This window comes from Nocardia sp. PLKS1-43, from assembly GCF_059510335.1.
Map to the genome: position 1 here is coordinate 796585 of NZ_JCAJZQ010000001.1, position 24099 is coordinate 820683.

General features: G+C 67.3%; 21 protein-coding genes and 1 pseudogene. 14 read left to right on the forward strand and 8 right to left on the reverse strand.

Going from position 1 to position 24099, the window contains the following annotated elements:
* Window positions 1–57: 57 nt before the first annotated feature.
* The 4 genes from AC5WS7_RS03790 to AC5WS7_RS03805 are packed head-to-tail and all read left to right on the forward strand — an operon-like array spanning window position 58 to window position 4469.
* Window positions 58–1311, forward strand: a complete 1254-nt coding sequence (locus AC5WS7_RS03790) for an ABC transporter substrate-binding protein (protein WP_495952907.1) — start codon at window positions 58–60, stop codon at window positions 1309–1311.
* Window positions 1312–1320: 9 nt separating this feature from the next.
* Window positions 1321–2253, forward strand: a complete 933-nt coding sequence (locus tag AC5WS7_RS03795; RefSeq protein ID WP_495952908.1) for a carbohydrate ABC transporter permease — start codon at window positions 1321–1323, stop codon at window positions 2251–2253.
* Entirely contained in the window at window positions 2250–3083 is an 834-nt protein-coding gene (locus AC5WS7_RS03800) for a carbohydrate ABC transporter permease (protein ID WP_495952909.1), read from the forward strand. The genes AC5WS7_RS03795 and AC5WS7_RS03800 overlap by 4 nt, the downstream gene beginning before the upstream one ends.
* A 15-nt stretch (window positions 3084–3098) precedes the next feature.
* Window positions 3099–4469 (forward strand): GH1 family beta-glucosidase, encoded by a 1371-nt coding sequence (locus AC5WS7_RS03805; RefSeq protein ID WP_495952910.1) that lies wholly within the window; start codon window positions 3099–3101, stop codon window positions 4467–4469.
* A 314-nt stretch (window positions 4470–4783) separates the two neighbouring features.
* On the opposite strand, the gene AC5WS7_RS03810 is transcribed toward AC5WS7_RS03805, so the two are convergent.
* Complete coding sequence (locus AC5WS7_RS03810; protein ID WP_495952911.1) at window positions 4784–7099, reverse strand: glycoside hydrolase family 3 N-terminal domain-containing protein; 2316 nt, start codon at window positions 7097–7099, stop codon at window positions 4784–4786.
* Complete coding sequence (locus AC5WS7_RS03815) at window positions 7096–8142, reverse strand: LacI family DNA-binding transcriptional regulator (RefSeq protein ID WP_495952912.1); 1047 nt, start codon at window positions 8140–8142, stop codon at window positions 7096–7098. The genes AC5WS7_RS03810 and AC5WS7_RS03815 overlap by 4 nt, the downstream gene beginning before the upstream one ends.
* Window positions 8143–8294: 152 nt before the next feature.
* Here AC5WS7_RS03815 and AC5WS7_RS03820 point away from each other — a divergent pair, with 152 nt between their 5' ends.
* The 4 genes from AC5WS7_RS03820 to AC5WS7_RS03835 all read left to right on the forward strand — a co-directional run bounded on the left by AC5WS7_RS03820 (window position 8295) and on the right by AC5WS7_RS03835 (window position 12185).
* Complete coding sequence (locus AC5WS7_RS03820) at window positions 8295–9578, forward strand: extracellular solute-binding protein (RefSeq protein ID WP_495952913.1); 1284 nt, start codon at window positions 8295–8297, stop codon at window positions 9576–9578.
* A gap of 11 nt (window positions 9579–9589) precedes the next feature.
* Window positions 9590–10495 carry a carbohydrate ABC transporter permease gene (locus tag AC5WS7_RS03825; protein ID WP_495952914.1) on the forward strand — a complete coding sequence of 302 codons (906 nt, stop codon included), beginning with the start codon at window positions 9590–9592 and terminating at the stop codon, window positions 10493–10495.
* A gap of 1 nt (window position 10496) precedes the next feature.
* Window positions 10497–11327, forward strand: a complete 831-nt coding sequence (locus tag AC5WS7_RS03830) for a carbohydrate ABC transporter permease (RefSeq protein ID WP_495952915.1) — start codon at window positions 10497–10499, stop codon at window positions 11325–11327.
* 249 nt (window positions 11328–11576) lie between these two features.
* On the forward strand, window positions 11577–12185 hold the full coding sequence (locus tag AC5WS7_RS03835; RefSeq protein ID WP_495952916.1) for a site-specific integrase: 609 nt from the start codon (window positions 11577–11579) through the stop codon (window positions 12183–12185).
* An 86-nt stretch (window positions 12186–12271) separates the two neighbouring features.
* On the opposite strand, the gene AC5WS7_RS03840 is transcribed toward AC5WS7_RS03835, so the two are convergent.
* The gene (locus tag AC5WS7_RS03840) at window positions 12272–12445 is read right to left on the reverse strand and encodes a hypothetical protein (protein ID WP_495952917.1); all 174 of its coding nucleotides are present in this window, start codon (window positions 12443–12445) and stop codon (window positions 12272–12274) included.
* A 125-nt stretch (window positions 12446–12570) separates the two neighbouring features.
* Here AC5WS7_RS03840 and AC5WS7_RS03845 point away from each other — a divergent pair, with 125 nt between their 5' ends.
* The 6 genes from AC5WS7_RS03845 to AC5WS7_RS03870 are packed head-to-tail and all read left to right on the forward strand — an operon-like array spanning window position 12571 to window position 18902.
* Window positions 12571–13974 (forward strand): nucleobase:cation symporter-2 family protein, encoded by a 1404-nt coding sequence (locus AC5WS7_RS03845; protein WP_495952918.1) that lies wholly within the window; start codon window positions 12571–12573, stop codon window positions 13972–13974.
* Between the two features lie 50 nt (window positions 13975–14024).
* A complete protein-coding gene (locus AC5WS7_RS03850) occupies window positions 14025–14936 on the forward strand; it encodes a fumarylacetoacetate hydrolase family protein (protein WP_495952919.1) in 912 nt (303 codons plus the stop codon).
* Window positions 14937–14957: 21 nt separating this feature from the next.
* Window positions 14958–16079 carry a cyanuric acid amidohydrolase gene (gene atzD, locus AC5WS7_RS03855; RefSeq protein ID WP_495952920.1) on the forward strand — a complete coding sequence of 374 codons (1122 nt, stop codon included), beginning with the start codon at window positions 14958–14960 and terminating at the stop codon, window positions 16077–16079.
* Window positions 16076–16732, forward strand: coding sequence for a GntR family transcriptional regulator (locus AC5WS7_RS03860; RefSeq protein ID WP_495952921.1), 657 nt, complete (start codon window positions 16076–16078; stop codon window positions 16730–16732). Before atzD ends, AC5WS7_RS03860 begins: the two co-directional genes overlap by 4 nt.
* Complete coding sequence (locus AC5WS7_RS03865; RefSeq protein WP_495952922.1) at window positions 16732–18159, forward strand: dihydroorotase; 1428 nt, start codon at window positions 16732–16734, stop codon at window positions 18157–18159. The genes AC5WS7_RS03860 and AC5WS7_RS03865 overlap by 1 nt, the downstream gene beginning before the upstream one ends.
* Window positions 18156–18902, forward strand: coding sequence for a maleate cis-trans isomerase family protein (locus tag AC5WS7_RS03870; RefSeq protein ID WP_495952923.1), 747 nt, complete (start codon window positions 18156–18158; stop codon window positions 18900–18902). The genes AC5WS7_RS03865 and AC5WS7_RS03870 overlap by 4 nt, the downstream gene beginning before the upstream one ends.
* Before the next feature lie 314 nt (window positions 18903–19216).
* Here AC5WS7_RS03870 and AC5WS7_RS03875 read toward each other — a convergent pair whose 3' ends face one another.
* The 5 genes and pseudogenes from AC5WS7_RS03875 to AC5WS7_RS03895 all read right to left on the reverse strand — a co-directional run bounded on the left by AC5WS7_RS03875 (window position 19217) and on the right by AC5WS7_RS03895 (window position 24067).
* Entirely contained in the window at window positions 19217–20458 is a 1242-nt protein-coding gene (locus AC5WS7_RS03875) for a cytochrome P450 family protein (RefSeq protein WP_495952924.1), read from the reverse strand.
* 3 nt (window positions 20459–20461) lie between these two features.
* Complete coding sequence (locus tag AC5WS7_RS03880; RefSeq protein WP_495952925.1) at window positions 20462–21016, reverse strand: YbhB/YbcL family Raf kinase inhibitor-like protein; 555 nt, start codon at window positions 21014–21016, stop codon at window positions 20462–20464.
* A gap of 120 nt (window positions 21017–21136) precedes the next feature.
* Entirely contained in the window at window positions 21137–21703 is a 567-nt protein-coding gene (locus tag AC5WS7_RS03885) for a YbhB/YbcL family Raf kinase inhibitor-like protein (protein ID WP_495952926.1), read from the reverse strand.
* A gap of 16 nt (window positions 21704–21719) precedes the next feature.
* The gene (locus tag AC5WS7_RS03890) at window positions 21720–22304 is read right to left on the reverse strand and encodes a cysteine hydrolase family protein (RefSeq protein WP_495952927.1); all 585 of its coding nucleotides are present in this window, start codon (window positions 22302–22304) and stop codon (window positions 21720–21722) included.
* Window positions 22295–24067: pseudogene (locus AC5WS7_RS03895) on the reverse strand (MFS transporter). The gene AC5WS7_RS03890 and the pseudogene AC5WS7_RS03895 overlap by 10 nt, the downstream one beginning before the upstream one ends.
* Window positions 24068–24099 lie beyond the last annotated feature (32 nt).

The following is a 24099-nucleotide window of genomic DNA, read 5'->3' on the forward strand; positions in this document are numbered from 1 at the left end:
GCGCGGTCCCCAGCTTGATCAACGAGGAGTTCGAACGTGCGACACATACTCCGCAAAGTGCTCATCACATGCGCCGTGCTCGCAGTCGGGACCGGCGGTATCAGCGGCTGCGCCGGCGGTGCCGGCGGCATCACTCTGACCGTCGCCACGTTCGGCGAATTCGGTTACGAGAACCTGGTGAAGGAGTACCAGCAAGCCCATCCCGGCATCACCGTCACGCTGCGCAAGACCGGCCAGGGCGGCCCATACCACCAGGACCTGCTCACCAAACTCGCTGCCGGATCCGGACTTTCGGACGTGGTCGCGATCGAGGAGGGGCACCTTTCCGACATCGCCGATAAATCCGGCAAGTTCAACGACCTCACCGCGATCGGCCCGAAGGACGTCACCCCCGCCCGCTGGCTGCCGTGGAAGTACCAGGAAGGAAAGTCCAAGGACGGCAAATGGATCGGCTACGGCACCGACATCGGACCACTGGCCATGTGCTACCGCAAGGACATGTTCGCCGCGGCCGGACTGCCGACCGACCCCGACGCGGTGAAACCGCTGTTCGCGACCTGGGACAGCTACTTCGCGGCCGGGCGGCAGTACGTCGCCGCCACCCACAAACCCTGGTTCGACTCCGGCTCACAGGTTTTCAACTCCATGGTGAACCAGCTCGACACCGGCTACTTCACCACCGACGACACCCTCACCATCAACAGCAACCCGCCGCTGAAAGCGGCCTGGGACAAGGTGACCGCCGCCATCGCCGACGGTGAGTCCGCCAAGCTCACCTCGTTCAGCCCCGAGTGGCAAACCGGATTCAAGCAGAGCGCCTTCGCCACCACGGTCTGCCCGGGCTGGATGCTCGGCGTCATCAAGGAGAACGCGGGACCCGGCAACGCCGGGAAATGGGCTGTCACCGAAGCCTTCCCGGGCGGCGGCGGCAACTGGGGCGGCTCGTTTCTGACCGTGCCCACGCAGAGCAAGCACCCCAAGGAGGCCGCGGAACTCGCGGCATGGCTGACCGCGCCCGAGCAACAGACCAAGGCGTTCCAGGCCAAGGGCCCCTTCCCGAGCCAGGTACAGGCACTGCAGGATCCGGCGCTGTTGTCGGCCACCGACGACTACTTCGGCGGCGTGCACTCCGGCGCGCTGTTCGCCGCGCAGGCCATGAAGGTCGGACACGCGCAGTACAAGGGACCCAAGGACGGCCAGATCCAGGAAAGCGTCGTCAAACCCGCGCTCACGGCAGTCGAACAGGGCACCTCGCCGGCCGACGGCTGGAAGCAGGTCGTCGACGGCGCCGAGAAGCTCGTCGGCAAGTAGCGGCCCGGCATGTTCTTCGCACAACGGTCCGGCACCGCCCGATTCGCGAAGCTGGATCGCAAGCTGTCGCCCTACCTCTACATCGCGCCATTTTTTGTGATCTTCGGGGTAGTGGGTGTGTTCCCGCTGCTCTACACCGTCTACGTGTCGCTGTTCCACTGGGAACTGGGCACCGACCACCCCCGGTGCGCAGGCCTGGGCAACTATGGCACGCTGCTCGGCGACGACGAGTTCTGGACAGCGCTGCTCAACACCGTGAGCATCTTCCTGCTATCGAGCGGGCCGCAGATCGTGATCGCGGTACTGCTGGGTGCGCTGCTGGACCGAGTCACCCGCCTCCCTACGGTCTGGCGGACGGCCGTGCTGCTCCCGTACGCGGCCAGCCTGGTCGCTGTCGGCGTCATCTTCGCCAACCTGTTCGGGCCAACCTACGGCCTGATCAACGCCCTGCTGGAGGTCGTCGGTGTGCACCGAATCGATTGGCAGGCAAGTAGATTCGCCAGCCACATCGCCATCGCGACGATGGTGAACTGGCGCTGGACCGGGTACAACGCGCTGATCGTGCTGGCGGCGATGAAGGCGATTCCCCGGGAGCTGTACGAAGCGGCCACAGTGGACGGCGCCGGCGCGGTGCGGCGGTTCGTCAGCATTACGCTGCCGCTGCTGCGGCCGACGCTGATCTTCGTCATCGTCACCTCGACCATCGGGGGCCTGCAGATCTTCACCGAACCGAAACTGTTCGACGCCCAGCCAGGGTCCAACAACGGTGGCTCGAAACACCAGTTCCAGACCATTTCCCTGTACCTGTACCAGTCGGCGTTCGAGACCCAGCAGCTCGGCTACGCCGCCGCCATCGGCTGCGCACTGATGATCGTGATCATGCTGTTCGCGCTGTTCAATTTCCTGCTGACCAGGCGGCTGGCCGCGGGCGGTGAGAAATGAGGCGATCGGGATGGACCCGGCTGCGCGGCCTCTGGATCTACGGGCTACTGCTGGCGTTCGTACTCGGTTCGGCGTTCCCGTTCTACTGGTCGTTCCTTGTCGCCAGCCGGGACAACGGGATGCTGGGCGACAAGATCCCGCCGCTGCTGCCCGGTGGCAACTTTATCGCCAACGCGAGCCGGGCCGTGCACGCGGTGGCGTTCTGGAAGTCGTTGAGCAACAGCATGATCGTGTCCGGCACGGTGGCGGCGTCCACGGTGCTGTTCGCAACCCTGGCCGGATTCGCGTTCGCGAAACTTCGGTTCCGGGGGCGGCAGCCGCTGTTCCTGTTCGTCGTCGCGACCCCGGCGCTGCCCACTCAGCTGGGTGTCATCCCGCTGTACATCGCGATGTCGAAGCTGGGCTGGACCGGGCACCTGACGGCGGTGATCGTGCCCAGCCTGGTGTCTGCGCTGGGCGTGTTCTGGATGCGCCAGTACATCGTCGACGCAATCCCCGACGAGCTGGTTGAGGCCGCGCGTATGGACGGCTGCTCGACGATCCGTATCTACTGGCACGTCTGCCTGCCCGGGGTCCGCCCGGCGGCGGCGTTCCTGGCCATGTTCACGTTCATGACGGCCTGGAACGATTTCTTCTGGCCGCTGGTCGTGCTCGATGCCGACAACCCGACCGTGCAGGTCGCCATCGAGGAATTGCAGAGCGGCTACTACGTGGACTACTCGCTGGTCCTGGCCGGGACCACCCTGGCCACCATTCCGATTGTGATCGTCCTCGTCGCGCTCGGCCGCCAGATCGTGGCCGGCGTCATGCAGGGCGCCGTCAAGGGCTGATGCGAAAGGACGACCGTGACCCAGCTCCATTTCCCTCCCGGTTTCGTGTGGGGGGCGGCGACCGCCGCCTTTCAGATCGAGGGGTCGACGACGGCCGTCGGGCGGACCGACTCGATCTGGGATGCGTTCTGCCGCAAGCCCGGTGCCATCGCGGGGGGCGACACCGGTGAGCCCGGAGCCGACCACTTCCGGCGGATGCAGGACGATGTCGGGCTCATGGCCGAACTGGGCTTGAACGCCTACCGCTTCTCGGTCGCATGGCCGCGGGTGCGGCCCGACGGCGGGGAGGTGAACCCGGCCGGGCTGGCTTTCTACGACCGGCTCGTCGACGCGCTGCTGGCAGCCGGAATCGATCCGTGGATCACCCTGTATCACTGGGATCTGCCCCAGGCACTGGAGGATCGCGGGGGCTGGGCGAATCGAGACACCGCGCAGCGCTTCGCCGACTACACCGAGGCGGTTATCGGCGCGCTCGGCGACCGGGTGCGGCACTGGGGCACCCTCAACGAACCGTGGTGCTCGGCATTCATGGGCTACGCCCAGGGCACGCACGCCCCCGGGCGCACCGAACCGGCGGCTGCGGTGGCGGCCACCCATCATCTGTTACTGGCACATGGTTTGGGGCTGCGGGTGATTCGTGAGTTGGCGCCGGACGCGCAGGCCGGGTTGGCGCTGAACCTGTATCCGGTGCGAGTGGCCGATCCCGCCGATCCGGCGGACCTGGACGCGGCGCGCCGCATCGACGGGCTGCAGAACCGGATCTTCCTCGATCCGCTGCTGCGCGGGGCGTATCCGGAGGACATGCTGGCCGACCTGGCGCCGTTCGGCATGCCCGAGCTGATCGGCGCCGACGACGCGAAACTCATCGGCGCCCCGGTCGACTACCTGGGATTCAATTACTACCGTGACTATTTCGTCACCGCGAGACCCGACGGGACGAAGCCGGTACATACGCCGTGGGTGAGCGCCGAGCACGTCCGGTTCCCCGACCGCGGCCTGCCACGCACCGCATGCGGCTGGGACGTGGTGCCCGACGGGCTGAGCGAGCTGCTGTTGCGGCTGCATCGCGAGTATCCCGGGGTGCCGCTCTACATCACCGAATGCGGTGCGGCCTACGACGATCGGATCACCGCCGACGGCTCGATCGCCGACGATGCCCGGATTACCTTCCTGAACAGCCATCTTCGTGCCGCGCACACGGCGCTGGCGGCGGGAGTGGATTTGCGCGGGTTCTTCTACTGGTCACTGCTGGACAACTTCGAATGGGCCGAGGGGTACGCCAAGCGGTTCGGCATTGTTCACGTCGACTACGAAACCCAGGTTCGCACCCCGAAAGCCAGCGCCCACTGGTATTCGCGGGTGATCGCCGAGCACGCCGTGCCGTGAACGGTCCGCGCGGGCGGTGCCGGGGCGTGAGGGGCCCCGGCACTCCGGGCGTCCGGTCTCGGAGCAGAGACCGGTTCCGCCACGAGGATTCGGATGACCGCTGTCGTCCGACGGCGCGGCGTAATCACCTCCGGTCTACCGAGATTCGATGCGCGATGTCGCCCCTACCGTCGTCGTTCCGGCATGCTTGTGGCCGCAGCGACGACATTCGCTGGACCGCAACGGGTATGGATACCGACCGAGACCGTGCCGGGCCGACATCGCTCCGACGATTTCGGTAACCGGTGCGTCCCGGGCGTATCCACGGAGCACAGTCAGTCGATCCGGACCGGTGTGACCAGGATCCGGTCGTGGCCGATAATCCGCCGCGGGCCGGTGAGCTCGACGGATAGGGTGCAGGGCAGGTCGGTGGCCGAGCGACCGACAAAGATCTCGATGGTGCCCGGCTCGACGATGCGGTGCATATCTATACCGGTGAATCCGGTGCGGTCCGCGTGCAGGGTGAAGCTCACCCGCGCACTGTCCCCGGGCGCGAGCGCCACCCGGGTGAATCCGGCGAGCTCCCGTACGGGCCTGGTGACCTGAGCTCGGGTGTGGTGCAGGTAGAGTTGCACCGTCTCCGCTCCGGCGCGGTCACCCGTGTTGCGCACTGTTACCGAGACCTCGACCGTGCCGTCCGTCGGGATCGCGGAGTCGCTCAGCGCCGCCTCCGAATAGGCGAATGCCGTATAAGAGATGCCGTGGCCGAACGGGAACAGCGGGGCCGGATCGAGATTGCTGATGCCCGCGCTGTTCCCGCCGAGCGGCGGCTGCAGATAGGTGGTCACCGATCCGGGCGATCGCGGAATCTGCACCGGCAGACGTCCGGACGGGGTGATCCGCCCCGACACGACCCCGGCGATCGCGCCGCCGCCCTCCTCGCCGGGCATGAACGCCTGGATCATCGCGGCCGATCCGGTGTACCGGCCCAGTGCATACGGGCGACCCGAGATCACCACGAGCACAACGGGTGTGCCGGTGGCGAGCAGCGCCTGCACGAGTTCCCCCTGCGCGCCGGGCAGATTCAGGTCCTCGGCGTCACATCCCTCCCCGGAGGTGCCGTGGCCGAACATTCCGGCCCGGTCGCCGACGACCGCGATGCACACATCGGATTCCAGCGCGGCGGCGACAGCCGCGCCGAAATCGGAGCGGTCGACGTCGCTGATCGGGCAACCGGGGTGAACCGCGATCGTCGCGCCCGGCAGCTCGTTTCGCAGCGCCTCGCCGAAAGATGCTGCGGCGACACCGATTCCCAGGCCGGGATAGCGCGGCAGCACATGATTCGGAAAGGAATAGCAACCCATGAGCGCGAGCGGATCGTCCGCGCACGGTCCCACCACCGCTATGGTCGACGCCGATGCGGCCAACGGTAGCGCGCCATCGTTGGCCAGCAGCACCACCGACCGCTCGGCGATATCCCGGGCGATCGCCCGGTTGCCCGGCGAATCGAGATCGACCGGCTCGGCGCGCGGCGTCCACCCCGCATCCAGCAGACCCTGTTCGGCCTTCTGCCGCAGCAGCCGCAGCACCGAGCGATCCACCAGTTCTTCGGATACCTCCCCCTCCTGAACCATTGTCAGTAATTCCTTGCCGTAGCACAGGGTCTGCGGCAACTCGACATCGATACCCGCGCGCAGCGCGAGCGCGCCTGCCGCGCCGGTGCCGTCGGCCACCCGGTGCATCGTGTCGAGGAAGGCGATGGCCCAGTAGTCCGACACCACCACACCCTCGAAACCCCATTCCTGCCGCAAGATTCCGGTGAGCAGCGCCGTATTCGCCGCCGCCGGAACGCCATCCAGGTCGACGTAGGCGTTCATCACCGAACCCGCCCCGCCCTCACGGACCGCCATCTCGAAGGGCGGAAGGATGACATCGCGCAGCTCGCGCGGGCCGATCGATACGGGCGCATGGTTACGCGCGGCCCGGGACGCGGAGTATCCGGCGAAATGCTTCAGTGTCGCCACGACTCCCGAGTCCTGCAGCCCCCGCACATAGGCAGCGCCGAGAATGCCTGCCAGATAGGGATCTTCACCGAGGGTCTCTTCGACGCGCCCCCACCGGTAGTCCCGCACGACGTCCAGAACCGGCGCCAGTCCCTGATGTACGCCCGCCGCATGCATATCCGCCCCGATCGCCCGCGACATCCGCTCCACCAGCGCGGGATCGAAGGTGGCGGCCCAGGCCAGCGCGGTCGGATATACGGTGGCGCCGAGGGTGGTGAACCCGGTCAGGCACTCCTCGTGCACCAACGCCGGGATACCCAGCCGGGTCCGCTCGACGATCTCGCGTTGCAGCGCGATCAGGCGGTCCACCCCTTCGACGGCGCTGACCGGGCCGGTGCCGAAAACTCTTGTCAGATGGCCTATTCCGTGTTCGTAGGCGCCATCGGACCGAGACGATCCATCGGCGAAGACGTCCTGCATCGGCGCGACGTCGCCGCTGATCTCAGCGCTGCCCGGCCAGGAGCTGCCCAGCTGGGCCAGCTTCTCCGGCAGCGTCATCTCCGCAAGCAGCGCCCGCGCGCGCTCTCCGGGCGGCAGGGAGCTGTCGTGCCAGCGCCGTACCCGTTGTTCATTCGCAGGCTCATTCATCGGCGTCCTTGTACAGCCGCGGTCGAGTCGCGCACGACCAGCTGCGTCGCGAGTTCGACATGATGGGAATCCAGTGGTTCACGATCGATCAGCTTGAGCAGCGTGCGCACGGCGACCCGGCCCATATCCCGCAGTGGCTGGCGGATCGCGGTCAGTGCGGGGGTTGCCAGGCGCGCGAGCACCGTGTCGTCGAACCCGATGACACTCAGGTCGTCGGGCACTCGCAGCCCGCGGCGGCGAGCGGCTTCGATGACACCCAACGCGGTCTTGTCGCTGGCGCCGAAAACGGCCGTCGGCGGATCGGCCAGACCCAGCAGCCGCCCGCCCATCTCGACGCCCGCGGGATAGTCGAATGCGCCGCCGTGCAGCACGAGCGCCGGATCGTAGGCGACGCCGGCGCCCTCCAGCGCGGCGCGATAACCGTGCAGGCGCGCCTGCCCCGGCACGGATTGCGTTGGCCCGCCGACGAATCCGATCCGGCGGTGCCCCAGGCCCAGCAGATGCTCGGCCGCGGCGACCCCGCCGGTCCAGTTGGTCGCGCCCACGCTGGTGACCTCGGTGCGCGGGGAGTTCAGCGGGTCGATGACGACCAGCGACAACCCTGCCCGAGCGAAGGCCTCGACCTGCGCCGGCGTCAGCTCGGAGGTGACCACGATCAACCCGGCGCGACCGTTGCTCTTGAGCCGCTGGGCCCACTGGTCCTGGGGCGTCAAGGGGCCGCCCCGGTCCGCGTCGCGCGCCCGGCCCACGACGACATCCACCGCCATCTCGGCCGCGGCCTCGGTGACGCCGCGAATGACCTCGAGCTCGTACGGGCTGTCCAGACAGTCGAATACGGCGTCGATGGTGCGGGCGGGCACGGCCACGCGCCGCCCGCGCTGCGGTACATAGCCGGACTCCTGCAGCACCCCCTCGACCCGGGCCCGGGTGGTATTCGCGACGTCCGCGCGACCGTTGACGACCTTCGACACCGTCGCAAGCGATACCCCGGCGAGGTCGGCCACCGTCGCCAATGTCACCTGCCTGCTCGGCACGTCGCCCATCAAGTACCTCCAAATCGCAAATTTTCGACACACTTTACGCCGAGGTTTCTCGAATAAACAGCCCTTGACCGGTCCCAGCGCACGGCCTATCTTCCGTCCATCGAGCTATTTACTTTCGAAAGTTTTCGAATCTTCAATGGGGAAGTGACATCATGGCGCTGCTCACTCGACGCACCGTCTTGCGCGCGACTGCCGCGACCGCTCTGCTCACCCTCGTCGCGGCCTGCGGCACCGCGGGCCCATCCTCCGGACGACCCAGCGCCTGGGCCCTCACCGGCGGCGACGAGCAGGTGTTCCGCAGTTCGTTCAACAGCCAGGGAATCAACGGCCAGTTCTTCGGCAACGACGCATACAAACAGAAGATCCGCTCCGCTGTCGGGTCCGGTCAGGCGCCGACACTCATCTTCAGCTGGGGCGCGGCCGGAACGCTGAAATCCTGGGTGAATGCGGGCAAGATCATGGACCTCACCCCGCTGGTACAGCAGGATCCGGCCCTGACCGGCCGGTTCCTGCCCTCGGTAGCCAAGACCGGCACCATCGACGGCAAGACCTATGCCGTACCGAACAACAGCATGCAGCCGGTCATGCTGTTCTACGACAAGGAGCTGTTCGACCGGATCGGCGCACAACCGCCCACAACCTGGGACGAATTGATGGCCCTGGTGCCGCGGTTCAACCAGGCCGGGATCGCCCCGCTGTCACTGGGCGGGCAGAGCAAGTGGCCGCAGCTGATGTGGGAGGAGTACCTCGTCGACCGCATCGGCGGGCCCGGGGTGTTCGACGCGATCGCCGCGCAGAAGCCCGGCGCCTGGTCCGATCCGGCTGTGCTGCAGGCGAACCGGATGATCCAGCAACTCGTGAACGCGGGCGGATTCGTCAAGGGCTTCGATTCCATCGCCACCGACTCCAATGCCGACACCGCGCTGCTCTACACCGGCAAGGCCGCGATGTATCTGATGGGCTCCTGGGCCTTCCCGACGATCAAACAGGCCGATCCGGATTTCGCCGCGACCAAGCTGGGGTATACGACATTTCCGGCGGTTCCCGGTGGCAAGGGCGACCCCGCCGACGTGGTCGGCAACCCGGCGAACTTCTGGTCGGTGTCCGCCGCGGCGAGCAAGGCCCAGCAACAGGCGGCGGTCAAGTATCTGCGCGATGGTGACATGAACGAGGCGTACGTCGAGAACCTGCTCGCCGGCGGCTCGGTGCCCCCGGTCACGGGCATCGAGGCACAGGTGGCCAAAGCTAAGGACCCGCAGTATCTCTCGTTCGTGTACGGCCTGGCGCGCCATGCACCCAGCTTCCAATTGTCCTGGGACCAGGCGATTTCGCCGGGACAGGCAGATGCGCTGCTCACCGCGCTGGATCAGCTGTTCGGTCGGCAGATTACGCCGGAACAGTTCTCCACAACCATGAATGCCGCGATCGGCAAGTGACGGAGACGCTCATGGTCACCCCGCTTACTCGGGTACGCGGCCGGGGACCGGCACGGACCGGCCCCCACCCGCTCATGGCCGTGCCCGCGCTGGCGTTCTTCACCGTGTTCGCTCTGCTGCCGATGGCGGGCGTGGTCGCGCTGAGCCTGCTGCGATGGGACGGCGTCGCCGCACCCGGCTGGACAGGGCTGACGAATTGGACTACCGCACTGCATGATCCGGTCACCTACCACGCGATCTGGTTGTCGATGCAGGTGATGGCGCTCAGCTGGCTGTTCCAGACGCCGATCTCGCTGCTGCTCGGTGTGTTGATTGCGGGCCGCGGCAGGTACCGGTCGATGCTCGGTGTGATGTATTTCGTTCCACTGCTGCTGTCCTCGGCGGCGATCGCGATCGCCTTCAAGGCGCTGCTCGATCCGAATTTCGGCATGAGCCGCGCGTTCGGTCTGGGCATGCTGGCCCAGGACTGGCTCGGCGATCCGCATCTGGCGCTCTATGTGGTGATCTTCGTGATCGGCTGGCAGTTCGTACCGTTCCACACGCTGCTGTATCAGGCGGGCGTGCGGCAGATCCCGGCTCAGCTGTATGAAGCCGCGCGGCTCGACGGCGCCGGGCGGGTGCGGCAGTTCGCCCACATCACGCTGCCGCAGCTGCGCTATACGATCCTGACCTCGTCCACGCTGATGCTGGTGGGTTCGCTGACCTACTTCGACCTGGTGTTCGTGCTCACCGGCGGCGGACCGGGCAACGGGACCCGGATCCTGGCGCTGGATATGTACCTGCAGGGCTTCTCCAACAACGATATGGGACGCGCGAGCACCGTGGCGGTGCTGCTCGTGGTCGCGGGCCTGGCCCTGTCGCTGGGCCTGGCCCGGCTGGCCCGGTTCTCGCGCGGCAGCCAGCTGGACGGTGCGTGACATGGCTTCGAAGACACTGCGGGACAGCAACATTCCCGGCGGCCTGGCCGGCCTCGCCTGGCTGGTGATCGTGCTGGTTCCGGTGTATTACATCGTCGTGACCAGCCTGCGCGAGCAGCGCGGATTCTATGACGCCAATCCCCTGTCCGTACCCACCCATCCGACCCTGAACAACTATATGCTGGTGCTGCGCAACGACTTTCCGCGCTACCTCGGCAACAGCGCGCTGGTCACGATCGGCACGGTGGTCATCACAGTCGCGGTATCGCTGATGGCGGCGTATTTCGTGGTGCGCGGCCGGACCCGGTTCGCCGCGCTCACCTATCGGGCGTTCCTGCTGGGGCTGGCAATACCGTTGCAGGCCACGATCATTCCGGTCTATTACCTGATCACCCGGATTCACCTGTATGACACGCTACTCGCGGTGATCCTGCCGTCGGTGGCGTTCGCGATCCCGCTGACGGTGGTGATCCTGGCCAACTTCCTGCGCGACGTGCCGAACGAGTTGTTCGAATCGATGCGCGTCGACGGCGCCGGACACTGGCGAATCCTGTGGAGCCTGGTCCTGCCGCTGGTCCGCCCGGCCGTCCTGACCGTGGCGGTGTACGACGGGCTGACCGTCTGGAACGGCTTCCTGTTCCCGCTGATCCTCACGCAGAGCTCGAATCAACGGGTCCTGCCCATGGCGCTGTGGGCATTCCAGGGACAGTTCCGGGTGAACATCCCCGCGGTACTGGCCGCCGTCGTACTGTCCACGCTGCCCGTCCTGGCCCTGTACGTCCTCGGGCGCCGCTATCTGGTCGCCGGGCTCACCGCCGGATTCGGCAGGTGAGCGGACCCGGACCTACCCGCGGGTGCGCGGGTGGCGGCTCGAGCCGGGGGTGCGCGCCGTTGCTGACCAGCCGCAGCAGGCGCGTGGTCAACTCCGGGGGCCGCGGCTGGATGGCGATACCGTTGCCAAGGCGAGCAGGTCATCGACCGCGACTTCGAGCGGCGGTGGCCTGCTGGGCCGGCGTCGGCGCGCTGCCCTCGGCGCGCGTCCCGGCTCGCGCCACCGGGCAAGGCCCCGACCCGAGCGCCGGTGATCCGCTGGTCCGGTTGCGGGCCCGGCCCGCGCCGCCGGACACCCAGCCGGGCGCTGCCCAGGGACCGGGTCACCGAGATCCTGGGCTCGGATACGCCGCTGCGGGAACGGGTGTTGTGGCACATGCTCTACGAATCCTCGGCACGCGCTGAGGAGGTGCTGATGCTCGATGTCCCTGATCTCGATACGGCGAATCGGTGTGCGGTGGTGACCCGCAAGGGTGGTGTGCGGGAGGTGATCGCGTGTACCGCGCGGTTGCTGCCGCGGATGCTGGTCGGCCGCAAGTCCGGGCCGCTGTTTCTGACCGACCGAAAGGCCCGCCCGTCGGTGTCCACCACCGATATCGACCCGGTGACGGTGCCGGCGCGGTTGTCGTACCGGCGTGCGGCCGAGCTGTTCGAGGCCCACACCGCCTCCTACACAGGCGGCCCCTACGCGTTGCATCAACTGCGTCACTCCCGGCTGACACATGCTGCGGAAGAAGGCGCGTCGACACCGGTATCGACGAAACTGTCGGGCAGTACATCGGTGCGCAGCCTCGATGAGGGACTGCGACGTTTCCAAGCCGACAGTGACGCGGTGGCGCGACGGCGATCGAGTCGCTGATCGGACGAGGGCGGTGCAATGCCCCCGACGCCCTCATCTACGCCCGCGCCCAGCAACACTCCCATTTTCGAATTAATTCTTGCGGGTCAGGACGTTGTTGACGCCACGGTCTGCGGGGTGTCGATATCCGGTCCGGGGCCCACACCGCAGTAGGTGTCGAGCCTGGACGAGGCCACCCAGGCGGTGACCCGGTCCGCGTGGAGGTTGTACGCGCCGTCGAGACACTGACAGGGCGCACGATCCAAATCCCGGCATCTCATCGGGCCACACTGCGAAACTAGATCGTCTCGCAGTGGTTACTGCACGACAAATCGGCGAAACCCGCTGGTAACGGACTCGCGAGAAGCTTGGGATCCCAAATCGTTCGGCAGAACCAGGTAAGCCCATGCTCAATCTCAGACGTTCGCTGCGCATCCGGCCGACCGGCGGCGAGCACCCAGTCGACGAACTGCTCCCCGTCGGCAAGTTGCTGGCCCTGGGCGCCCAGCACATGCTCGCCGCCTACGCTGGGATCATCGCGCCGCCGTTCATCATCGGCACGGCCCTGCACCTGCCGACCGCGGACCTGATCTTCCTCATCAGCGCGAGCCTGCTGGCGTCGGGGGTGACGACCCTGCTGCAGACCGTCGGCATATGGAAGATCGGCGTCAAACTTCCCCTGGTGCAGGGTGTTTCGTTCTCCGGTATCGCTTCGATGATCGCGATCGGCAAGGGGCAGGCCACCGGCGCGGACGCGATGCGTGTCATTGTCGGCGCGGTTATTGTGGCGGCGGCACTGATGTTCTGCGCGGCGCCGCTCTACAGCAAGCTGCTGCGGTTCTTCCCGCCGCTGGTAATGGGCGCGGTGGTTACGGTGATCGGGATCAGCCTGATCCCCATCTCGATCGGCTGGCTGCAGGGAAGCCAGGGCAGCCCGCAATTCGGCTCCGCCACAAACGTATTCATCGGGCTCATCACGCTGTTCCTGACGTTGTTCATCACCAAATACGTCCCGGGCTTCACCAGGCGGGTCGGCATGCTGGTGGCAATGATCCTGGGGACCCTGATATCGCTTCCGTTCGGCATGGTCGATTTCGGGAAGCTCGACGCGGCCCGGATATTCGCCGTGCCGGGACTGTTCCACTTCGGCGCGCCGCGCTTCGATCTCGCCGCCATCATCTCCATGACCATCGTCATGCTGGTGATCATGACCGAGACGACCGCCGACATGCTCGCGATCGGGCAGATCGTCGAGCGTCCGCTTACCTCTGCCGACATCGCCAACGGCCTGCGCGCCGACTGCCTGGGATCCGTACTCAGCGGCGGGCTCAACGGATTCCAGGCCAGCGCCTACGGTCAGAACATCGGCCTGCTGGTCATGAGCCGGGTCAAGAGCCGCTTCGCGGTCGCCGCGTGCGGGCTGATCCTGATCGCCCTCGCGCTGTTCCCGATCGTCGCTGCCCTGGTGGCCGTGGTGCCGCTGCCGGTCCTGGGCGGTGCGGGCGTGGCGATCTTCGGCTTGGTCGCGGTCAATGGCCTGCAGACGCTGAGCCGGGTGGACTTCCACGACGAGGAGCGGGGCGCGGTGAACGCGCTGATCGTCGCCGCAACGCTGACGATGGGGATCCTGCCGATCGCGGCTCCGAACTTCTACGCGCACTTCCCGTCCTGGATCCAGACCGTCTTCGGTTCGGGCATCGCCTCGGGCGCGATCACGGCCATCGTCCTCAATCTCCTGCTCAACGAACTCCGACTCGGGCGACGGCGTGACGCGCGCAATCCGGACGAAGACTCCGCGTTGCCCGCCTGATCCCATATCCGAACCACCCCAACGCACTTCGACGAAATGGAGCCGAGCCGATGAGGTTCGTGACATTCACCCACGGCGGAATCGCGCACCTCGGCGCGCACCTCACCGAGCATGAGATCCTGGATCTGTCCGGGGTGAGCGGCGGAAATCCCACGTTCGAATCGATGCTCGCGTTCATCGACGGCGGGCCCACGGCGATGAAGCAGGCACGGGAATGGACCGACCCGGCCACTCGCGGGGATGTGGCCGTGGCTGCGAACATTCACCGGCTAGGCGACCTCGCCCTGCTGTCTCCGATACCGCGTCCGCGAAAGAACGTGTTCTGTGTGGGCCTGAACTACGTCTCTCACGTCGAAATGAACGCACACGCACTGGGGTTGACGATCGAGATACCCGAGGTCCCGCTGTTCTTCTCCAAGCCGGTCACGGCGGTCACCGGCCCGGGCGCCCCGATAATCCTCGATCGGCGACTCACCGCGAAACTCGACTACGAGGTCGAGCTGACGATCGTCATCGGCCGCGGCGGCAACTGGATCAGCGAAACCGACGCCCCCGACCACATTTTCGGCTACACACTCGCCAACGATGTGTCCGCCCGCGACCTGCAGTTCCGGACGAGCCAGTTCCTCTACGGCAAGGGCCAGGACTCCTACTGCCCGATCGGACCGGCGATCGTGACACCCGACGAGCTCGGCGAGCTCACGGGCGTGACTGTGGAGCTGCTGGTCAACGGCGAAGTGCGGCAACAGGAATCGGCGGGCAACATGTTGTTTTCCCCCGCCTCGGTGATCAGCTGGCTGTCCCAGGGGATCACTCTCGAGCCCGGCGACATCATCACACTCGGCACGCCCGGCGGATGCGGCTACCAGCTCACGCCGCCGGAGTTCCTGCAGGACGGCGACATCGTCGAATGCCGCGCCACCGGCATCGGCGGCCTCGTCAACCCCGTCCGGGCGATCTGATCACACAAGGGAGACAACATCATGCATGTCGGTGTGCACAGGCTGTCGATGGCCCATCCCGGGGACGTCACCGAGCTACGCGCGCTGGTCGAATCCGGTGCGATCGATCCGGCCGCGATCGTCGCGACGATCGGCAAGACCGAGGGCAACGGCGGCGCCAACGATTTCACCCGTGCGTTCGCCACGAGCAGCTTCGCGCAGTACCTGGCAACCGTGCGGGGCCAGACCCCGCAGGAGGTCGAGGCGCAGGTCGCGTTCGTCTGGTCCGGCGGCTGCGAGGGCGTGCTGTCACCGCACGTCACGGTGTTCACCCGAAAGGAATCCCCACAGGGGTCCCCGGACGGCAGCAAGCGCCTCGCCATCTCGGTGCAGCGGACCCGCGATCTGCTGCCCGAGGAGATCGGCCGGATGGCCACGGTGCACGAGGTCGCCGCTGCTGTCCGCCGGGCCCTGGACGACCTCTGTTGCGACGTCGCGGACGTGCACTACGTGCAGGTGAAGGGGCCGCTGCTGACCCCGTCGGGCATCGCCGATGCGCACGGGCGGGGTGCGGCGGTGGTCACCACCGATCCGAACCGGTCCAAGGCCTACGCGCGGGGCGCCACCGCGCTCGGGGTCGCCCTGGCGCTGGGTGAGGTCCCGGTGAGCGCGATCACCGACGAGGTGATCGCCAACGACATGACGCTGTTCTCGACGGTGGCCTCGACCTCCGCGGGCGGGGAACTGGTCGCCGCTGAGGTGATCGTCCTGGCCAACTCGAGCAGCGCCTCGAGCGGATTCCGGATCGGGCACGCCGCCCTCGCCGATGCGATCGACATCGACGGCGTCCGCTCGGCCCTGCGCCACGCCGGACTCGAATTCGACTGTGAACCCGATGATTCCGCTCGCGACCGAGTAGCGGCGGTATTCGCCAAGGCGGAGGCGCCCGTGGGCGGGACACTGCGCGGGCATCGGACCACAATGCTGTCGGACGCGGATATCAACTACGAGCGCCACTCCCGCGCCGCAGTCGGCGCGATCATCGCCAGCCAGACCGGCGACGCACGCATCTTCGTCTCGGGTGGCACAGAACATCAGACCCCACCGGGGCATGCCCCGATCGCGGCCATCGTCAGTTTCCGGTCTGGTAGGGGGAATCCGTGACAGAGTCGCCCGAGGGGGCGCGGCGGGCCGCGCCGCTGCGCGTGCGAATCCGGGATACGTTGCGCGCGCGGATCTTCGAGGGGTATTATCCGGTCGGCACGCGCCTGATCGAACGTGATCTCGCCGCCGAGTTCGGCGTCTCGCGGCTGCCGGTCCGCGAGGCCGTGCGCATGCTCGTTCAGGAGGGTCTGCTCGCCGAACGTTCGACACGGGGCGCGGTTGTCGCCGATCTGACCGAGGAACAGGCGCGGGAGCTCTTCGACGTGCGGTCCGCGCTCGAGGTGCTCGCCTGCCGCCTCGCCGCGCAACGGGCCACGCCCGCGGACATCGCCACGCTGCGCGGCCTGGTCGACACCGCGGCGCGGGCGGTGGCCGACGGCGATCTCGCCGCGGCGCATCGGGCGAACAGCGAACTGCACGACCAGGTCACCGCGGTCGCCGGGAATCAATTCCTGCGTGCCGCGCTCGAACCGCTGCAGGGACGCATGCACTGGCTGTTTCGACACGTGACCGACATGACGGAGCTCGTGCAGGAACACCGCGATCTCGTCGAGGCGATAGCCAGCGGCGATCCCGACCGCGCGGTCGCCCAGTCGGCCCATCACGTCGGCAAGTACCGCGCCCAGTATCCCGGCGTCAACGAGGCCAGCTGATGCCCGATCTCGTCATCTCCCATGGGCTCGTGGTCAATTCGACCGGCTCCGCCCTCGCGCACGTCGTCGTCGACGGCGGGCGGGTGAGCGCCCTGGTCGATGCCCGCGAGCCCGTTCCCGCGGCCACCCGGACGATCGACGCGGCGGGCCTGGTGGTCGTCCCGGGCGGCGTCGACGGTCACTGCCACATCGCCCAGATCACCGGCCCGTACCGCACACTCGACGACTACGCGGTCACCTCGACCGCAGCGCTGTGGGGCGGTACGACCACGATCCTGGACTTCGGCATACCGCGCGACGCGACGGAGACGCCGCTGGCCGCGGCCCGGAACAAGATCGCCCTCGCCGCCGCGTCGCGCTGCGATGTAGCCCTGCACGGCTCGGTGATCGCCTGGGATCCAACGGTTCCCGCTCAGCTGACCGAGCTGGCGGCGCTCGGGGTCCGCTCGGTGAAGCTGTACATGACCAATCGCGGCACCACGATGGCCGACGAGGACACCGTGCTGCGGGTGATGCGGGAAATGGTCCGGCTCGACGGCCTCACCTATGTACACGCCGAACACGACGCGATAATCGCCGACTGCACCGAGATGCACGCGGCCGCAGGCGAAATCGGCGTCAAGCACCTGCACCGGACCCGCCCCGGACCGGCCGAGGAGGCATCGGTGTGCGAGGTACTGGCCATGGCCGAATACGTCGGTGCGCCGGTGTATTTCGTGCATCAGTCCACGCCGGGCGCCGTCGATCTCGTCGAGGCGGCCCGCGCGCGGGGGCAGGCCGTACACTCCGAGACCTGCCCGCACTATCTGGTTCTCGACGACAGCGTATACGCCTCGGCATTCCCCGAATGGTTCGCCTGCTGCCCGCCGATGCGATCCGCGGCGGATGTCGCCGCGCTGAGCGCACGCTTCGCGCGCGGCACGATCGACACCGTCGCCAGCGATCACTCCTGCTACGACTTGACCCAGAAACGGGCCTTTAGCAATGACATTCGGAACATGCCGCACGGGCTGCCCGGCGTCGAGACCCGGATGCCGGTGGCGTTCACCGCCCTGGCCGACGCACTCGGCGATCCATCCGATCCCGCTGTCCTGCAACGATTCGCCGAGGTCTTCGCGGCGGCGCCGGCTCGCATCAACGCGATTCCCCGCAAGGGCGTCCTCGCCCCCGGATACGACGCGGACCTCGTCGTGTTCGATCCGCAGCAGACGCGCCGGGTCGCGGCGGCGGGGTTGCACATGGGCACGGACTTCTCACCGTTCGACGGACGCCTCCTGCGCGGCTGGCCGCGGGTCGTCGTGTCGGGTGGCCGAATCGTCGTGCAGGACGGCATATTCCACGATCCGGGACCGACTGGGCGATTCCTGCGACGGGGCGGCTACCGCGAGGTGAACGGCGCGATCATGACGAACAGGGAACAGCGATGACGCCGCGGGACCGTCCGGGCCGGATCGGAATGATCGTGCCGTCATCGAATACCTGTCTGGAACCGATGACCCATCGAATGCTCGCGGACCGCGAGGACGTCACCATCCACGCCACCCGCGTACCCGTCACCCGGATCGCCCTGGACACCCGCTCGGACCGGCAGTTCGACACCGACGCCATGTGCCGCGCCGCCGAACTGCTGGCAACGGCCGACGTGGACGTCATCGCCTGGAACGGCACCTCGGGATCCTGGCTCGGCCCCGACCACGACCGCGCTCTCGTCGCAAACATCACCGCCGCAACCGGAATCCCCTCGACGACAACCACATTGGCTTATCTGGATCTCGCGCACACCTCCGGCCTGAGCACCCTCGCCCTGCTCACCCCGTACACCGACGACGTCAACGCGCGGATCGCCGCCCGCTACTCCGACGAGGGCATAGCGATCACCAACCACCGCGGCCTGGGCCTGAGCGACAACGAATCCTTCGCACGCATCCCACCCGCGGACCTGCTGCCACATTCCATCGAACTGGCGGCGGCCGATCCCGATGCCCTCGCCTACCTCTGCACGAACATGTACGGCGCACCGATAGCCGCCGAGGTCGAGTCGAGAACCGGAGTGCCCGTGCTGGACTCGGTCGCCGTCACGCTGTGGCAGTGCCTGCGAGCCCTCAGTGCACAGGCACTTCCGCCGCGATGGGGCCGACTGCTCGCCGCCGCGGCCCCTGGTCTTGCCTGAGAGAGGGGCAGTGCGACCCGGCGCTGACGCACTCCAACGCCCGGTGTAACGCATCACCGGCGACACTGCCTCGAGCACATCGAACACACGCACCCAGGAATGTATGAGGTGCGCTGACGCGGCCTACCGTATTTGCAGTCAACACCAGCGAGTCCGCGACGTCCTGCTGACGTTGTGTAGATCCAAACGGATCGCAGACCAGGAAAGTTGGAAGCGGGATTTCATTGGTGCCGTCGTATCGAAACGCCGTCCAACTGCGGGATTTCCGTTTGTCGCAATGCAGAGGAACGGGCCGGAAGAGGAAGTGCGGCAGTCTATTTGCGGATCGATCGCATCCGGGGCTGGAGGCGGACGGGTAGCCGTGTCACGCCGTGGATGAGTGTGCTCTGGCGCCGGGCGAGGTGCTGGGGGTTTTCGGCGAGGGCCAGGTCCGGGAAGCGTTCGATGAGCGTGCGTAAGGCGATCTGGCCTTCCAGCCTGGCGAGGGGGGCGCCGAGACAGTGGTGTATCCCGTAGCCGAACGCGACGTGTCCGGAGGCGTCGCGGGTGATGTCCAGTTCGGTGGGCTCGTGGTAGCGGTCGGGGTCGCGGTTGGCCGACACTAGTGACACGAGCACGATCTCGCCGGCCGGGATCGTGGTCCCGGCCAGCTCGACCGGCTCGGTGGTGTGGCGCAGGGTTGCGAGGTTGACCGGGCCGTCGAAGCGCAGGATCTCCTCGACGGCGTTGGGGATCAGGGACGGGTCGTTGCGCAGCGCGGCGAGTTGGTCGGGGTGGCCGAGCAGGGCCAGCACACCGTTGCCGATGAGGTTGACTGTTGTCTCGTGCCCGGCCACGAGCAGCAGGGTCGCCATCGACAGAACCTCGCCGGGCGAGAGTGAGTCACCATCCTCGCAGGCTTGCACGATCGCCGAGAGCATGTCGTCGCCCGGGTTCGTGGCCTTGTCGCGGACGAGCTGGGCCAGGAACTTATGCATCGCGGCCGCGGCGGCGAGGCGTTCGTGCGAGGGAGAGAAGGAGAGCACGGTATTGGACCAGGTGCGAAAGTCGTCTCGCTCACCGTCGGGGATACCGAGGAGCTCGCAGATCACGGTCATGGGGAGCGGGAAGGCGAACTCATCGATCAGATCAATGGTTTCCCCCAGGGCACTCTTGGTCGCCATCGCATCGGCGAGCTGGTCGGCGATGTCCTCGATCCGGGCTCGCATCCGGGCGACCGCTCGGCCGGTGAATGCCCGGGTGACCAGCTTGCGGAGCCGAGTGTGGTCCGGCGGGTCAGTGTTGAGCATGCTCGGCGCCGTGGCGTCGCCGAGTCGTTGCTGTCCGTGTGGGATCGATTGCCCGTCGAGGATTCCGGTGAGCCTGGTGGCGTTCTTGGACAGCCGCGGATCGTTCAGCGCGAGCCGGGCGTCCTCGTAACGGGTGACCACCCACGCGGTCATCCCCGCCGGCGTTGTGACACGCGCGACCGGGGACTCCCGCCGTAGGCGTCGGTACAGCTCGTCGGGGTCGGCGAAGAAGTGATCGTCCAGATGGGTGGTCGTCGGCTGCGTCATTTTCTACCTCTCGATGTGCGGTGCGAAGCTCGCGGTGAGCTGTGCGGTCGCGAGGGTGTGGGCGGAGATGGCGGCGCGGGCGGTGGCGTTGTCGACGCCGTCGGGCAGCCGCAGGGACGCGACGTCGAGGGCGTATGCGGTGACGATGTAGCGGTGTGGCGGCCCAGGGGGCGCGCACGGGCCGTCGTAGTGCGGCTGGTTACCTGTGTTGTCGGCCTGTCGTGCCAACGGGCTGCCGGCCGGTAGGCCCTCGGGCAGGCTGCTGAGGGTCGGCGCGATGTCGAATGCCACCCAATGCCACGCGCCGCCGAACGGCGCATCGGGGTCGAACATCGTCACGGCGTAGCTTTCGACGGATCGGGACGCCCCGGACCAGTGCAGGTCCGGCGAGCGGTCCTGGCCGCCGCACAGCGACCAGAGTTGAGCAGCGGCGACGGTCGATCCGTTCGGCATGCTGGTGCTGGTCACGGTCATCGGTGGGGCCGCTGCCGCTGGTATCGCCGGGACGGTGAACGCAGCGAAGACGAGTGCGCACGGTAGTAGTCGCCAGGGCTTCATGGAATCGACTCCTTGGGTCGAAGGGGGTTGCCGCGCGGTGGTGACGGTGTGCCACATGGGGCCGGGGGTGATCACGGCGATGGACGGGACGATCGGCACATCTGCGCGGTCGCGGGTCGGTTAGCGAATCTCGTATGTCCCGTCCAGCCGGGCGCGGCCGATGACATGGCCTGCGGCGGCGGCGGTGACTTGATCGAGGGTGCAGCCCGCCGACAGCCCGCAGGCCTGGTCGAGGGCCAAGAGCTGGAAGACATAGGAGTGGGGTCCGTGTGACCGGATCGGCATGGGCCCCGCCCAACCGCGGCGGCCAAGCGGACCTTTGCCGTGCCGGATGCCCGGCACGGGGCTCGGGTGGGTGAGGGCGTTTTCCGGAATGCCGCCGAGTGCGGGGTCGATACCGACTGTGAGGGCGTGCGTGGCGGGCTTACCGATGGGAACGTCGGGGTCCTGCACGATGAGCACCAGTTCGACGCTGTCGGCGGGCGGTGGCGTCCAGTCGAGGGCGGGTGAGAGGTTCGCGCCGAAGAGTCTGCCGCGGTGTTTTTCCGGTATGGGGGCCTTGTGATCGAAGGCGGGGCTGGTCAGGGTGAAGTTTTGCGGTGCCTGCAGGTCGGGGTGGGCCCAGAGGAGGGTGTGGTGTCCGGCGCGCCGGTTGCGCAGTGCGACACCAAGGGGATTAGCGGGCATGACTGCTCCTATCAGTTCAATGGGTGGTGCGGCCGCCTGGTCGGCGGCTGAAGAAGTCGATGATTTCGGCGCTGGTGGTGGTCTGGCCGAGTTTGGGGAAGACGCGTTCGATGCTGTGCCGGTGGGAGTCGGGGTCCCGGTCGGCCATGGCGTCGGTGGCGAGCACGACGTGGTAGCCGCGGTCGTGGGCCGAGCGGGCGGTCGATTCGACACCGCTGCTGGTGGCGACGCCGGCGAGCACGGTCTGGGTGACGCCGAGGTCGCGCAGCAGGGTGTCCAGGCCGGTGTCGTGGAAGGCGCTGCGGCGCCGCTTGGTGATCAGGTGGTCGCTGGGCCGTGGTTCGAGTTCGTCGATGATGTCGGCCCAGCCCGGCGGCAGCGTGCCGGCCCCGCCGGTGCTGCGGTCATGGCGGTCGGCGTCGGTGCGCCCGGGAGCGCGGCCGGTGACGTTGACCAGCACGACCGGCATGTCGTGGGCGCGGAAGGTCTTCGCCAGGGCCGCGGAGTTCGCCACGACCCGCGCGAACGCGTCGGTGACGATCCCTTTCTGCAGATCGACCACGACGAGGGCAACTGTGGGGTCCAGGGTGGTCAGCGGCATGGTGTGCACTCCTTGGGATATCGGGGACTCAGGATCGCCAGGCGGGCGAGCCGGCCGAACGCGGGCGGTTTTTGCGCCGATGGCCTGCTGTGGTCGCGTAGGAGAGAGACGATCGCGGCGATAACGCCCAGGGCTGCGGAGACGGCGAATACGACGACCAATCCATTGTGGAACGGACCGGAGATGAGGTCCGGGAAGAACTCTCGCCGGTCAGCAGGTCCCGGTTTGCCGACGTCAGCGACGCGAGCGCCCCGTGCTGCGCCAGCAGATAGTGGATGGGGTTCGTACCGAGCATGGCCGCGAACAGCGACGAGACCGGCGGGCGACCGCCGATCTGCGAGGCGACCTGAGGCGAAACGCCATGCTGCGCAAGGCCACTGGTGAGAGTGTGTGGTAGGGCGCCGGCCAGGCCACCGATCATCAGGGAGAAGAACACCCCGATCGACACCGAAGTGCCGGTGTTCTGAAAGGTGGACCGCATCCCGGAAGCGGCGCCGCGATACTGCGCTGGGACGCTGGACATGATCGAGGAGGAGTTCGGCGAGCTGTACATCCCGATACCCACCCCGTTCAGGGCGATCAGCAGCGCGAACGCCCAGTACGGGAAATTGACCGGCAGCACCATCAGTCCGAGGAAGCTCGACGCGAACAGGAGCATGCCACCGGACGCGAACCAGCGCGCCCCGAATCGGTCGGACAGGGTGCCCGACAGTGGGCCTGCGACAAAGAACCCGGCCGTCAGCGGCAGCAGGCAGATGCCCGCCCAGAACGGCGTCTGGCTGTAGTCGTACCCGTGCAACGGCAGCCAGATGCCCTGCAACCAGATGACCAACACGAACTGCAAGCCGCCCTGCGCGAGCCGGGCGATGAATCCGGTGAAGATACCGGCCGTGAACACCCTGATCGTGAACAGGCGCAGCTGGAACAGCGGCTGCTCGGCTCGGTGCTCGATCGCCACGAACACGGCCAGCAGCGCCGCGCCGCCGGCGAGCCCCGCGACGACCGCAGGGTTCGACCAGCCCATCGTGTGACCGCCATAGGACTGGATCCCGTAGGTGACAGCGACCAGAATCGCACTCAGGCCGATCGCGAAAAGTAGCGTTGCCCCACCAGTCGACCCGCGCCGGACTCCGTATCCCGTTGTCCCGCAACCGGAAGTACGCCCACAACGTCCCAGCGATGCCGACCGGCACGTTCACCCAGAACACCGCCCGCCAGTCCCACACCGCCAGCAGCCCACCAGCGGCCAGCCCGAGGAACTGCCCGGCGATCGCCGCGCCCTGGTTCACCCCCAGCGCCAGACCACGCCGCTGCGGCGGGAACGCATCGGTCAGGATCGCAGCCGAATTCGCCGTCAGCATCGAGCCGCCGAACGCCTGCAGGAAACGCCAGCCGATCAGCCACAACGCCGCGTGCACGCCGGTGAACGGATCCACCGACAGCAGGATCGAGGCCGCGGTGAAAACCACGAAACCCAGGTTGTAGATCCGCACCCGCCCCAGAATGTCGCCCAGCCGGCCCAGGTTCACCACGAACACCGCCTGCACCAGCCGGTACCCCATGATCATCCACAACAGGTAGGCGATGTTCGACGGAGCGAGCGGGTCCAAACCGATGCCCTTGAAGATCGCCGGCAGCGCGATGATCACGATCGACCCGTCCAGCGCCGACATGAACACGGCCATCGTCGTATTCGTCAGCGCCACCCACCGGTAGCGATCGGTCTCCGCCGAACGCCAATTATTTAGGTATAAGAAAGACATCATTAGGTATATTAATAACCTGTGGAGGAGTG